Origin of the sequence: Salegentibacter tibetensis, from assembly GCF_020164485.1 — a bacterium.
Taxonomy (GTDB): domain Bacteria; phylum Bacteroidota; class Bacteroidia; order Flavobacteriales; family Flavobacteriaceae; genus Salegentibacter; species Salegentibacter tibetensis.
Map to the genome: position 1 here is coordinate 18,958 of NZ_JAIQZA010000018.1, position 13,287 is coordinate 32,244.

The following is a 13,287-nucleotide window of genomic DNA, read 5'->3' on the forward strand; positions in this document are numbered from 1 at the left end:
TTATAATTTAATTTTTAAAAATAAGAAAATTTATTGACTACATAAGGCCCCGCCCTACTTTATTTAATTTGTTATCTTCCTGATATTCTTTAGAGAGTTTATCGAGTACTCCGTTTATAAAAATACTACTCTTCGGGGTACTGTATTCTTTTGCAAGTTCCAGGTATTCGTTAATCGTTACTTTTACCGGGATCGATGGGAATTTTAAAAATTCACAAATCGCCATTTTAATAAGAATCATATCAATTTCTGCGATTCGGTCTTTATCCCAGTTTGGCGTTTTACCAAGCATTTCTTTGGCCAATACATCATCATTCAAATAAGTTTTTCTGAATAATTCTTTAGCAAAATCCTTATCGTCCTCATTTTTATAAAGCTTTCCAAGCTTCATATTTTCAGCAGAATTCGGCTTTAATTTCTGAAGAAATTTTAGAATCGCAGTATTCACAAGTGGAAGGTCATCTATCCAGGTAAGCTTCGCATCTTCCAAATAATCGTAAAGTTTTTCGTTTGGAGCGATAACTTCTTTAAAAATAGCGACAATAAACGCCTTATCTTCTTTAAAGCTGGAGTCGCGAGTTTCCATATAATTTTCATAGAGCTCGCTCTTCTTTAATTTCTGCCAGATAATTTGCACATAATCATCATCCCTTTTCCAATGCGTTATTTTTCTTGATTCTAAGGCATCCTGCAAACTTTCATTATGCTCCAGGATTTCAAAAATAGCATTGGAAACAAACTTTTTATTTGGGTCTTTATCCTCGCTGGTGGCAAGGTGCTTTTGTTGAGATTTTTCTAAAAAGTTTTCTGCCTGGCCTTTCAGTTCGGCAATAAGGCTTAATTGTACCAGAAAAAGATCGTACATCTCTTCCATACTTTTAAGCAGGAATTTCTCCTCGGTTCCCAGGTTGTCGTTTTGGCTTTGGTTAAAGGCGTAGAGTGATTGCATTACTTTAACCCGAATATGTCTTCTTGTCAACATAAGTGTAAAAGAACTTTTTAGAATTAGAAAAGGCGAAAGAATATTCTTTCGCCCTGCAAAAATACCAAACTTTTGAAATTGACTACTTCAAATTCTGTTTTTTTCTATCATCAATTCTTTGCTGCGCTATTTTAAGCGCTGCGAAGTGTGAAGTCATATCTTCCTTATCTGCCTTAGAAAGAATTTCCAGCGTAGTATTGTAGATATTTTCGGTTTTACGCATAATTTCTTTCTTATCGTAATTTTCCAATTCGGCGTAAACATTTATAATTCCGCCGGCATTAATTAGAAAATCAGGAGCGTAAACAATTCCTTTTTCTCTAAGGATTTTTCCGTGGGTAAGCTCATCGGCTAATTGATTATTAGCTGCACCTGCAATAACTTTAGCCTTAATGCGGTTTACCGTGTCATCGTTAATCGTGGCTCCAAGGGCACAAGGTGCATAAATATCTACTTCGGCTCCATATACATCGGCGCCCTGATAAATAATGGCACCGTATTTATTTTTTACTGCTTCAAGACGTTCTTCGTTAATATCACTAATAAAAACTTTAGCGCCATCTTGAGTTAAATGTTCTACAAGGGTTTCACCAACGTGACCAATTCCCTGAACCAAAACAGATTTTCCTTCCAGGTCATCGCTTCCAAATTTGTGCTTAGCTGCGGCTTTAATCCCCATAAAAACACCATAAGCAGTAATTGGAGACGGATTTCCCGCACCACCTTTATCTTCAGAAATTCCGGTTACGTATTTGGTAACTTCACGTACGGTATCCATATCGGCAGTTTCCATTCCTACGTCTTCTGCTGTGATGTATTTTCCACTAAGGGAATCTACAAAACGTCCAAAACTCCTCATAAGTTCAGGAGTTTTTTGTGTTTTAGCATCACCAATAATTACAGCTTTCCCGCCACCAAGATTAAGTCCGGTAATCGCACTTTTAAAAGTCATTCCTCGTGAAAGGCGCAAAACATCGTTTAATGCTTCCCACTCAGTGCTGTAGTTCCACATTCTGGTACCACCTAGGGCAGGTCCTAAAACCGTGTTATGAATACCAATAATTGCCTTTAAACCTGTATCTTTGTCGTTGCAAAAAACTACTTGCTCGTGGTTGTCAAAAGAGAGCTGACCGAATACCGGTGCAGACTTTTTAAGTTCATTTGCATTTAGAACATCAACTTGCATAACTTGTTACATTTTATAAATTAGTGTTTTCGTATTTCTGAAAATCACAATGCAAAAATAAAGAATATTTCAACAAAGAGGTTTTTAAAACGTGTTAAAATAACATATCCTCAAAAACTAGCTTTTTTACCCTTTAGATGAAAAACCTTAAGCATCTCAATAAATATTTCCTGAAATATAAATGGAAATTATTAATTGGCCTTGTAATAACCATAGTTGCCCGTATTTTCGCTCTATATTATATTCCTTTAATCGGGGATTCTACTGATGCGATAGAGCAATATATAAATGGCGAGATAAGTACAATGGAAGTACTCCAAACTGAACTCGCTATAAATATTGCGCTAATAATAGGAGCTACTTTAGTCGCGGCATTTCTTACATTTTTAATGCGGCAAACCTTTATTGTGGTTTCCCGCTATATTGAATTTGATCTTAAAAACGAGATCTACCAGCATTACCAGGATCTTTCACTTAATTTTTATAAAAAAAACCGCACCGGCGATCTGATGAATCGAATTAGCGAAGATGTGAGCAAAGTGCGAATGTACCTTGGCCCGGCCATTATGTATACGGTCACCACTTTTACCTCTACCGTTGTTGTTTTAATTTTTATGGTTCAGGCAGCGCCAGAGCTTACTTTATATACGGTAGCGCCGCTCCCCGTTCTGGCATTTTCTATTTACAAAATAAGTGTGGCCATTCATAAACGCAGTACCGTGGTGCAGCAATATCTTTCCAGACTTAATACTTTTACTCAGGAAAGCTTTAGCGGAATTGCCGTGATAAAATCCTACGGGATGGAAAACCAGATCAATCATAATTTTGTTGACCTGGCCAACGGAAGCCGGGACAAAAATATTGACCTGGTAAAAGTTCAGGCCTTTTTCTTTCCTCTTATGGTGTTATTAATAGGGATTAGTAACGTATTGGTAATTTATGTTGGTGGTAACCAATATATAAATGGCGAAATTCAAAATATTGGAGTTATTGTTGAATTTCTCCTGTATGTAAACATGCTTACCTGGCCCATTGCCTCCATTGGCTGGGTGACTTCTTTAGTGCAGCAAGCTGATGCTTCTCAGGAACGCATAAACGAATTTTTAGATGAAAAACCTGAAATCACCAATCAAAAAGAAACGCCCGATGAAATTCACGGAAGCATTGCCTTTAAAAATGTAAATTTCACTTACGATGACACGAATATCACCGCCCTTAAAAATATTTCTTTTGAAGTGAGCAGCGGGGAAACACTTGCTATTATTGGGAAGACCGGTGCAGGTAAATCTACCATCCTGGAACTTATTGGCAGGCTATATGATGTTGATAAGGGAGCGATTTGTTTAGACGGCAAAAACATTCAAGACCTCAACCTGGATAGTTTAAGGAACAGCATTGGTTACGTTCCTCAGGATGCATTTTTATTCAGCGACTCCATAAAAAACAATATCAAATTCGGGAAAACAAATGCCAGTGACGAAGAAATTTTTGAAGCCGCTAAGAATGCATCGGTACATAAAAACATCGTTGGTTTCAGCAAAGGTTATGACACTGTTTTAGGAGAACGCGGTATCACATTATCCGGCGGACAAAAGCAGCGGGTTTCTATTGCCCGTGCTATTATTCACGATCCAAAAATCCTGCTATTTGATGATTGCCTTTCAGCAGTAGATACCGAAACCGAAGAGGAAATCCTGAGTAATTTATTTAAAATTTCAAAAGAGAAAACTACCATAATTGTCAGCCATAGGATCTCTTCAGCAAAAAATGCCGATAAGATTATAATTCTGGAAGACGGAGCAATTGTTCAACAAGGCTCTCATACCCAATTAATAAACCAACAAGGCTATTACAAAGAATTATACGCAAAACAGCTAAATGAAAAAGAAATGTGAATTTTTTTTGCTAGATGTTAAAAATTTTTAGATTTTTGAACAGTACTAAAACAAAACTATTAAAGAATCTATTTTATGAGCGACAAGGGAATGATGGAGAAAGAAGAAATATTCTCTAAAGTGCTAAGGGCCGGCAGAAGGACTTACTTTTTTGACGTTAGGGCCACACGTGCAGACGATTATTACCTGACTATTACCGAAAGCAAAAAATTCACCAACGATGATGGTTCTTTTTTCTACAAAAAACACAAGATCTATTTATATAAAGAAGATTTTGCTGGTTTCAATGAAATTCTTCAGAAAATGACCGATTTTATCCTTAATGAAAAAGGAGAAGAAGTAATAAGCGAGCGTCACCAAAAGGACTTCAAAAAAGAATATGAAACATCTGAAAACGGAGTTTCTAAAGAAGTTTCTCCAGAAAAATTTACCGATGTAAGTTTCGACGACATTTAAAAATTACTTTTAAGATTATATAAAACCGTCTAGATATTTTCCGGACGGTTTTTTTATATTTACAACCCAAACAAAATATCATGCAAAAACTACTTCCCTTTCTTATTTTCTGTATTTGTTTTAACTCATTTGCCCAGCAAGAAGATCTTAGTCTGGATTATTACCTCCCACAAGATGTGAGCTACAATGAGGAAATCCCAAAACCACAAGATATTATTGGTTACATCCCTGGAGAATGGCATGTTACCCACGATTTACTTTTAAATTATATGAGGGAATTAGCCAGAGTTTCTCCAAGAATCAGCATAGAAAACCGGGGAGTAACCTACGAAGGTCGTCCGCTAATTCTCCTTACTATCACTTCTGAAGAAAACCACGATAACCTGGAGGAAATTCGAGAAAATCATCTTGCCCTCACTCAGGAAAATGCTTCTTCTCTTAATACCGAAGAAATGCCTATTGTGGTGAATCAGGGATTTTCTATTCACGGCAATGAAGCCAGTGGATCTAACGCAGCGCTTCTAGCAGCGTATTATCTAGCTGCGGCTGAAGGTGAAGAAATAGAAGAATTGATGGAAAACACCGTAATTCTTTTTGATCCTTCCTTTAATCCTGATGGTTTACAGCGTTTTTCTTATTGGGCCAATACTAATAAAAGTGAGAATATAAATCCCGACCCACAAGATCGTGAATACAACGAAATTTGGCCAGGTGGTAGAACTAATCATTACTGGTTTGATATGAACCGTGATTGGTTGCCGGTTCAATTACCGGAATCTCAGGCACGCATTGAAACTTTTCATAAGTGGATGCCAAATATTTTGACAGATCATCATGAAATGGGCTCCAATTCCAGTTTTTTCTTCCAACCAGGAATCCCTTCAAGAACACACCCGCTTACACCTAATATTAACCAGGACCTTACCAGGGAAATAGGGACCTATCATGCCGAAGCTTTTGACGAATTAGGCTCCTTTTATTATACGGAAGAAAACTACGACGATTTTTACTATGGAAAAGGCTCTACTTTCCCAGATATTAACGGAAGTATAGGAATTCTCTTTGAACAGGGAAGTTCCCGTGGTCACGCCCAGGAGACCGATAACGGCGTGCTTACTTTCCCATTTACCATTAGAAATCAATTTACCGCTGCGCTTTCTACTTTGGAAGCAGCTAAAAATATGCGCGAAACCATCCTGAATTATCAGCGCAATTTTTATAAAAACGCACGTAATTCTGCTGAAAATGGTGCTTATGTATTCGGAAGTGAAAAGGATGCTTCTTCAGCTTACGAATTAGCAAAAATACTCGAGAAACATAAAATAGAGATCCACCAAATTGAAGAAGATTTTGAAACTGATGGGAAGAATTTCAAAAAGAATTCTGCTTATGTAGTTCCTAAAAATCAGCGTCAACATAGATTGGTGGAGGCTATGTTTGAACGTCGAACAGAATTTCAAGACAGTTTATTCTATGATATTTCGGCCTGGACCCTTCCACTGGCTTTCAACCTTGATTTTGCTGAAGATGTGAAGATGAATAAAGCCGGGAAAAAGATAGAAGATCTGCAAAAGCCGGAAATTCAGTCACCGGAGCAAAGCAGTTATGCTTATGTAATGCAATGGCACGATTTCTATTCGCCAAAAGCTTTAAATATGATCCTGGAAAAAGGCCTCCGTGCAAAAGTGGGAATGCAGCCTTTTTCTTTAGCGAATAGAGAGTATGACTATGGAACAATCTTAGTACCAGTTCAAAATCAAGAATTGGATGCAGATGAAATGCACGAATTTCTGCAAAAGGTAGCAGAAAAATCTAACGTGCAAATCGATGCCATTAGCACCGGCCTAACACAAGGTGTTAACCTGGGAAGTAACCAATTTAGGGCACTTAAACCTGCAAAAGTAGCTTTAATCGTAGGTGAAGGCATTACTCCTTACGACGCCGGTGAGATCTGGCATCTGTTTGATCAGCGCTATGATATGAAAATCACCAAACTGGACACAAGAAGATTTTCCAGAGCAGATTTGAGCCGATATACCGATATTATTCTTCCAAATTCCGGGAGCAGCGCTTTAAAAAGCAAAGATTTAGACAAATTAAAAGAATGGATTCGTGATGGGGGGACTTTAATTGGTTACCGCAATGCCGCCCAACTTTTTGAGAAGGAAGATTTTATGGAACTGGAAATTAAGAAAGACAGCCTGGTAGCCGAAGATATTAGTTTCGAAGAACAAAGAGATTTTAGAGGTGCACAGGGAATTGGCGGCGCTATCTTTGAAGCGAATATAGATCGGTCCCACCCGGTTAATTTTGGGTATACCAATGATAAACTTCCACTTTTTAGAAATACCACGATCTTTGTTGAAGCCGATAAACAAAGCTATAATAACCCGATTCAGTATACTGAAGATCCGTTGCTAAGCGGTTATATTAGCGCACCGAGATTAGATTCTATTGCAGGTACAGTTCCATTTAAACATAAAGGAATGGGACGCGGTAACGTTATTCTATTTACCGATAATACCAACTTCAGGGCTTTCTGGTTTGGAACAAATAAATTATTAATGAATGCCATCTTTTTTGGTGATGAGATGTAAAATTTGATAATATGCACGCAAGCATTACTGTTTGTGTGCATTTATATAATAGAACCAATTACTTTAATAAATAGTCCGGAGAAGAAATTACCAGGAAATGGAAATTAACCGAAACCCTGGCAGATCCCGGTGATGGGAGTGGCTTTTGGATATCTGCAGAAACCACAAGAAACCTGGTTTTTAGGTTTTTAAACGAATAAGCATCAAAATGATAAGTTCAAACTGCGTATGAGCTGAAAGAAGCCAGTTTCTTTATCTATCCTCATAAGACCGCATTGCATTGGAGCTTATGTGAATAAATATGAAAAAACAGGAACTCAATTTAGTTTAGCCTACACGTAAACCGTTTTCTACTTTAAAATCTGTATTGAGAAGCACGATATCATTTCCTTCACCTACGGCTCCTAAAATCAGGCATTCGCTCATAATATTAGCGATTTGTTTCTTCGGAAAATTAACAACGGCAACTATTTGCCTGTTGAGCAAATCTTTTTTTTTGTAGCGCCTGGTGATTTGTGCCGAAGTTTTTCTCATTCCAATTTCATCGCCAAAATCAATGAGCATTTTAAAGGCCGGAGTTTTAGCTTCAGGAAAGTCTGAAACTTCCATAATGGTTCCTATTCGCATTTCTACTTTCTCAAAATCCTTCCAGGAAATTTTCATAGTCTAATTTTTAATCCAAATTAGAAAAAAAGTCCATATTCCGAAGTGAATTTGTAAATTTATAAGAAAAGAGAGATGGCCAGAACCGCTTCAAATATGATAGAGCTGGGTACACCGGCACCCGATTTTAACCTTATAGATGTAATCACAAATAATCGATATTCCCTAACAGATATCAGGGGTAAAAAAGGTACTTTAATTATGTTTATAAGTAACCACTGTCCATTCGTGAAACATGTAAACGAGGAAATAGTGAGACTAGCCGGAGACTACCGCGTACTGGGATTTGGGTTTGCTGCCATTATGAGTAACGATGTAGAAAACTACCCTGCAGATCATCCCGAGAATATGAATGAGGTTGCCAGGAGGCATCAATACTCTTTTCCTTATCTCTTCGATGAATCCCAGGAAGTGGCGCGGGCTTATAAAGCCGCCTGCACACCAGATTTCTATCTTTTTGACGATGATCTTAAATTAATCTATCGCGGGCAGCTGGACGATTCGCGACCCGGAAATGGAATCCCGGTTAATGGCCGACACCTGCGTGATGCTATGGATGCTGTACTTTCAAATAAAAAAGTTCCAGAGAATCAGAAGCCCAGTATGGGCTGTAATATAAAATGGAAATACACACCCGAATCCTAATATTCTTAGATCTTCAAGCGGAAATTTAAAAAGCAGCTATCAGTTAATTTTATCACAATGCAAACAAATCCTATTGGTTTGGTAGGTTTCTACTGAAAATTATTCTTTAATTTTATATTGAATCACTAAAAATATAGCATTATGAGCGAATTAAAATTAGGAGACAAAGCACCAAATTTTGATGCTGAAACTTCAGAAGGAAAAATCAATTTTTATGACTATTTAGGAGATAGCTGGGGAATTTTATTTTCGCATCCTGCAGATTATACGCCGGTTTGTACTACAGAATTAGGTACTGTGGCGAAATATAAAGATAAATTTGAAGCCCGAAATACCAAAGTAATGGCACTGAGTGTAGATGGGGTAGAATCTCATAAAGGCTGGATTGAAGATATCAACGAAACTCAAAACACTACGGTGAATTTCCCAATTATCGCTGATGAGGACAAAAAGGTTTCTAAGCTTTACGGGATGATCCACCCAAAAGCAGATGATACCCTAACCGTACGTTCGGTTTATGTAATTGGTCCAGATAAAACAATAAAACTAATGATCACCTACCCTGCCAGTACCGGTAGGAATTTTGATGAACTACTAAGGGTAATTGATTCATTACAACTTACTGCTTACCAAAAAGTGGCTACGCCGGCTAACTGGAAGCAGGGAGAAGACGTAGTGATTAGCCCTTCGGTTTCTAATGAAGATGCCAAAGAGATGTTCCCTAAAGGTTTTAAAGAGGTAAAACCATACCTTAGAATGACGCCACAACCGGATTCTAAGTAAGTTTAAGAACCTAGATTCTGAAATAAATTCAGAATGACGGATATAAAAAAAACCTCGCAAGTTTTAAAAACCTGTGAGGTGTTTTTCTATTTAAAAAATTCCCCCATTGGGGGTTAGTGGGTTTCTTACTTTACCGCAACCAATTCTACATCAAAAACCAAAGCTGCGTTTGGTGGAATAACGCCACCTGCACCACGCTCTCCGTAAGCCAAATGTGAAGGAATTACAAAACGGGCCTGATCTCCAACATTTAGCAATAGAATACCTTCGTCCCATCCACTGATTACGTGCCCTACCCCTACCGGAAATTCCAGCGGCTGATTTCTTTTATAAGAAGAATCAAAAACACTTCCATCGGTAAGCATTCCCTTGTAGTGTACTGAAACGGTTTGTCCTTTCTCCGGTTTCGCGCCTTCTCCCTTTTTTTCAATTTTATATCGAAGTCCGCTTTCTGTGGTTTTAAAACCCTGGGATAGTTTTCCAAGCAATTCTTCTTCCCTTTGTTTTGCGGCTTCCTCTCTTTTGGCCTTAGCGCCATCAAACTGCCTGAAAGATTCTACAGCATTAAAATTCTGCGCATTATCCCCGGCTCTAACGATCTCAAGCTTCTCAATCTTATCGCCTTGCTTAATACTATCCACTACATCCTGACCTTCAATCACACTGCCAAAAACAGTATGTTTCCCGTCTAACCAGGGAGTTTCGGTATGAGTAATAAAAAACTGACTCCCATTGGTTCCGGGACCGGCATTGGCCATAGAAAGTTTTCCGGGGGAATCGTGTTTTAAATCGGGGTGAATTTCATCTTCAAATTTATAACCAGGACCACCAACTCCTGTTCCCTGCGGGTCACCGCCCTGAACCATAAAATTAGGAATCACCCGGTGAAATTTAAGATCGTTATAATAAGGTTTACCCTGCGGAAAAGCATCGTTCTCCAGCTCACCCTCGGCAAGACCTACAAAGTTTCCTACCGTTCCGGGCACTTTTTCGTATTCCAATTCCACTAAAATAAGACCTCTAGTAGTATGAAATTTAGCATATAATCCGTCGTTCATTTTCTTATATTTTTAAGATGCAAAGATATCTTTTTTAGCGTAACCGGTTTAGTATACTTTTTCGCCATTAACGTAAGTCTCTAAAACTTTAATTTCAGGGATTTCTGAAGCCTCAATTTTCATGATATCCTTATCCAATATTATAAAATCAGCAAATTTTCCTGCTTCTATACTTCCCTTTTCGTCTTCTTCAAAATTAGCGAAAGCCGCCCAGATCGTCATTCCCTTTAAAGTTTCTTCGCGAGATAAAGCCTGTTCTTTCATAAATCCTCCTTCGGGATAGTTATCGGTATCCTGTCTTGCCACCGCAGCGTAAAAAGTAAGAAACGGACTCACCTCTTCTACAGGAAAATCGGTTCCTAGAGCAACGATACCGGCCTGATCAAGTAATTTCTTGAAAGCATATGCACCTTGCATCCTTTCTTCCCCCAGGCGATCTTCAGCCCAATACATATCGCTGGTAGCGTGTGTTGGCTGTATAGATGGAATAATATTTTTGCTGAAATATTTAAAATCTGATGGATCTATAACCTGCGAGTGCTCTACCCTCCATCGCCGATCTTTATCGTCTTTTAAAAGCTCATCATAAGTTTCTAAAACCAGGTAATTAGCAGAATCTCCAATAGCGTGGGTATTCAGCTGAAATTTTGAAGCAGCCACACGCTCTGCTGTTTTTTTAAAATCTTCAACCGGAGAAAGCAAAGCTCCGTAGTGGCCTGCACGATCGCTGTACTCCTCTTTTAAAGCAGCACCCCTTGAACCAAGTGCGCCATCACCATAAAATTTAACCGAGCGCACATTTAATCTTTCTGTTTTTATAGGGTCTTTGTCAAGGTAAAAATCAAGATTCTCTTTAGTATTACTAATCATTGCATATAACCTGATCTTTAGACTTTCTTCTTTATGCAGGCTATCCATTAGCTCTATGGTTTCCCGATCTATTCCGGCATCCACAACTGTTGTTAAGCCGTATTCAAAAGAAATTTTTTGAGCGTCAAGTAAGGCATTCACCTGCTCTTCTATAGATGGTGCAGGTTGCGCATCGGCAATTAGGCTCATAGGATTATCTATAATAATACCGGTAAGTTTACCGTCTTTTTGTTCAATATCGCCACCATCAAAAGGGGTTTCAGTAGTGATTCCGGCTTTATCAATAGCAGCCTGGTTCACTAAAAGTGCGTGGCCATCTATACGGGTTACGGCAATTGGGGTGTCTGGAAATAAATGATCTAAAGTATCTTTAGTAGGAAAATCTTTGTTTTCCCAATCGTTTTGATCCCATCCCCTGCCGGTAATAAAATCTACACTACGTTTATTCTGAAAATCAACGATGCGTTGTACCACCTCATCAAAACTTTTTGTGCCAGCAAGATCTACGCGTTGCTGCTGTAAACCCAGGCGATAAAAATGGGCGTGGGCATCAATAAAACCCGGAAAAACACTTTTACCTCCGGCATCGAGTTTTTCTGTCACTTGATATTTTTCCTCAAGAGCTTCAGCAGTACCAATTTCAAGAAATTTACCATCTTTTGTAATAAAAGCTTCCGCAGTACTAAAATTATCGTCTACAGTATAAATTTCAGCATTAAAAACTAAAAGATCAGCTTTCTCTTTATCTTCAGAATTACAGGAAATAAGCAGGATGCTAAAAAGACTAAACAGTAATATTTTTTTCATTATTCTCAATTTTGGATAAAAATAAAAAATGCGCCCGTTAAAGACGCATTTTAGTATGTTTATTTAATTATCAGACTTAAAAGATAGCATCAATGATCTGGTCACGAATACTTTGGTTTGCGGCAGCAGCCAGTGCTACAGAGACAAATAAACCAATCATCGCGTAAGAGAAATCTTTAAAGATCATCCTACCGGCTTTCATACGATGTTTTTTACCTTTTTTATTTCTAGCCAGGCTTATCGCGATTTCCCTACCCCCAATAATACCAAGGAATACCCAGGTAGTACTCATTGGTACCGTACTAATAAACAGCTTGTAAATAAGCAGGATTACATAAGTTAAATCTACTAAGGTCGCTGCACGAATATCAGAAATCCTTACCTTCTCACTTACTACTTCCTGGATTTTATCTCCACGTAAATAATATAGAAAGCCAAGGCCTGCGAAAATACTTAGGGCAAAGATGATAAATTGAGTTAATGTTTGTTCTCTAGGTAGGAATACGGCAATATTGGCACCGTCTTGCATTACCCAAACAGCCCAAAGAGTACCACTAACTACCCACTGCACAATAGTCCAACCAACGTGGGTTTTTCGGCTTTTAAAATATTTTTTAATAAAATTATAAGAAAGGTACCATACCAGGAATGAAAGTATAAAGGCCATGATATAACCCGTCCAACTCTTCCATACCACCGAAGTAATACCTGAAGTATCAGCACTAAACACACTCAAAAGTAAAAACGTGGTAGAAACCGGCATTTTTAAACGCGTAAGAATCAACAATACCAGCGGTGCGATTACCTGGAAAAAACTAAATTGTTCAGGATGAGGATAATTTGAAGTACCATCGGGATTTAAAAGACGTTGATAGGTAACATCCCCATCATAATAAATCCAACTAAAAGTAACGGTTGCAAGAAAAATACCCCCTGTAAACAACCAAAGCACCCACCACTTTTTATTTTTATTACTTTCAATAAATGTCCCCAGAGATTGTATACTGTCGTTGGCCACAGCCGCATAAGCAGCGAAGAAAAAACCAACCCACATCGCCGCACGACCATAACCTGTAGAAATTCCTGCTACAATAATACCAACAATGATAAGCGATAGAAATGTTTTTTCCTGAACCATAAAGTCCAGGACGTTCAAATAGGGACGGGACCGGTCACTACGTTGAAACTTACTGCCTTTTGCCATTTAAGTAGCTGTTTTAATAGATTTGTTGTTTTTAAAATTGGCCTTCACAGAACACCATATTGAAAATTGGGTACAATATTAGTTAGTTCTAATGTTAATTTTGAATTTCTAATGTTGTGTTATTGTTAAGGAATTTTACAT

The 13,287-nt window shown here is 38.1% G+C and carries 11 protein-coding genes; 5 read left to right on the top strand and 6 right to left on the bottom strand.

Going from position 1 to position 13,287, the window contains the following annotated elements; all coding sequences use genetic code 11:
• Positions 1-37: 37 nt before the first annotated feature.
• A complete protein-coding gene (gene nusB / locus LB467_RS10650) occupies positions 38-982 on the bottom strand; it encodes a transcription antitermination factor NusB (protein ID WP_224474020.1) in 945 nt (314 codons plus the stop codon).
• An 82-nt stretch (positions 983-1,064) separates the two neighbouring features.
• On the bottom strand, positions 1,065-2,168 hold the full coding sequence (locus tag LB467_RS10655; protein WP_224474021.1) for a Glu/Leu/Phe/Val family dehydrogenase: 1,104 nt from the start codon (positions 2,166-2,168) through the stop codon (positions 1,065-1,067).
• Positions 2,169-2,305: 137 nt separating this feature from the next.
• On the opposite strand from LB467_RS10655, the gene LB467_RS10660 reads away from it, so the two are divergent.
• The 3 genes from LB467_RS10660 (at position 2,306) to LB467_RS10670 (ending at position 7,116) form a co-directional block, all read left to right on the top strand.
• Positions 2,306-4,063, top strand: a complete 1,758-nt coding sequence (locus LB467_RS10660) for an ABC transporter ATP-binding protein (protein ID WP_224474022.1) — start codon at positions 2,306-2,308, stop codon at positions 4,061-4,063.
• Positions 4,064-4,138: 75 nt separating this feature from the next.
• Positions 4,139-4,519, top strand: coding sequence for a PUR family DNA/RNA-binding protein (locus LB467_RS10665; protein WP_224474023.1), 381 nt, complete (start codon positions 4,139-4,141; stop codon positions 4,517-4,519).
• 80 nt (positions 4,520-4,599) lie between these two features.
• Positions 4,600-7,116 carry a M14 family zinc carboxypeptidase gene (locus LB467_RS10670; protein WP_224474024.1) on the top strand — a complete coding sequence of 839 codons (2,517 nt, stop codon included), beginning with the start codon at positions 4,600-4,602 and terminating at the stop codon, positions 7,114-7,116.
• Between the two features lie 327 nt (positions 7,117-7,443).
• Here the strand turns inward: LB467_RS10670 and LB467_RS10675 are convergent, their stop codons facing one another.
• Entirely contained in the window at positions 7,444-7,779 is a 336-nt protein-coding gene (locus LB467_RS10675) for a tRNA-binding protein (RefSeq protein WP_224474025.1), read from the bottom strand.
• A gap of 75 nt (positions 7,780-7,854) precedes the next feature.
• On the opposite strand from LB467_RS10675, the gene LB467_RS10680 reads away from it, so the two are divergent.
• Together LB467_RS10680 and LB467_RS10685 are read left to right on the top strand one after the other, a co-directional pair.
• The gene (locus LB467_RS10680; protein WP_224474026.1) at positions 7,855-8,424 is read left to right on the top strand and encodes a thioredoxin family protein; all 570 of its coding nucleotides are present in this window, start codon (positions 7,855-7,857) and stop codon (positions 8,422-8,424) included.
• A gap of 141 nt (positions 8,425-8,565) precedes the next feature.
• The gene (locus LB467_RS10685; protein ID WP_224474027.1) at positions 8,566-9,207 is read left to right on the top strand and encodes a peroxiredoxin; all 642 of its coding nucleotides are present in this window, start codon (positions 8,566-8,568) and stop codon (positions 9,205-9,207) included.
• 125 nt (positions 9,208-9,332) lie between these two features.
• Here the strand turns inward: LB467_RS10685 and LB467_RS10690 are convergent, their stop codons facing one another.
• From LB467_RS10690 to LB467_RS10700, 3 genes are all read right to left on the bottom strand, one after another.
• Positions 9,333-10,265, bottom strand: a complete 933-nt coding sequence (locus LB467_RS10690) for a peptidylprolyl isomerase (RefSeq protein ID WP_224474028.1) — start codon at positions 10,263-10,265, stop codon at positions 9,333-9,335.
• Between the two features lie 48 nt (positions 10,266-10,313).
• Positions 10,314-11,942, bottom strand: a complete 1,629-nt coding sequence (locus LB467_RS10695; RefSeq protein ID WP_224474029.1) for an amidohydrolase — start codon at positions 11,940-11,942, stop codon at positions 10,314-10,316.
• Positions 11,943-12,018: 76 nt separating this feature from the next.
• On the bottom strand, positions 12,019-13,146 hold the full coding sequence (locus LB467_RS10700) for a hypothetical protein (RefSeq protein WP_224474030.1): 1,128 nt from the start codon (positions 13,144-13,146) through the stop codon (positions 12,019-12,021).
• Positions 13,147-13,287: the final 141 nt, after the last annotated feature.

Excerpts from the sequence above, each read along its gene's own strand:
- LB467_RS10685 (WP_224474027.1), top strand. The coding sequence starts at position 8,566 with ATGAGCGAATTAAAATTAGGAGACAAAGCACCAAATTTTGATGCTGAA.
- LB467_RS10680 (WP_224474026.1), top strand. The coding sequence starts at position 7,855 with ATGGCCAGAACCGCTTCAAATATGATAGAGCTGGGTACACCGGCACCC.
- LB467_RS10660 (WP_224474022.1), top strand. The coding sequence starts at position 2,306 with ATGAAAAACCTTAAGCATCTCAATAAATATTTCCTGAAATATAAATGG.
- nusB (WP_224474020.1), bottom strand. The coding sequence starts at position 982 with ATGTTGACAAGAAGACATATTCGGGTTAAAGTAATGCAATCACTCTAC.
- LB467_RS10675 (WP_224474025.1), bottom strand. The coding sequence starts at position 7,779 with ATGAAAATTTCCTGGAAGGATTTTGAGAAAGTAGAAATGCGAATAGGA.
- LB467_RS10670 (WP_224474024.1), top strand. The coding sequence starts at position 4,600 with ATGCAAAAACTACTTCCCTTTCTTATTTTCTGTATTTGTTTTAACTCA.
- LB467_RS10655 (WP_224474021.1), bottom strand. The coding sequence starts at position 2,168 with ATGCAAGTTGATGTTCTAAATGCAAATGAACTTAAAAAGTCTGCACCG.
- LB467_RS10665 (WP_224474023.1), top strand. The coding sequence starts at position 4,139 with ATGAGCGACAAGGGAATGATGGAGAAAGAAGAAATATTCTCTAAAGTG.
- LB467_RS10695 (WP_224474029.1), bottom strand. The coding sequence starts at position 11,942 with ATGAAAAAAATATTACTGTTTAGTCTTTTTAGCATCCTGCTTATTTCC.
- LB467_RS10700 (WP_224474030.1), bottom strand. The coding sequence starts at position 13,146 with ATGGCAAAAGGCAGTAAGTTTCAACGTAGTGACCGGTCCCGTCCCTAT.
- LB467_RS10690 (WP_224474028.1), bottom strand. The coding sequence starts at position 10,265 with ATGAACGACGGATTATATGCTAAATTTCATACTACTAGAGGTCTTATT.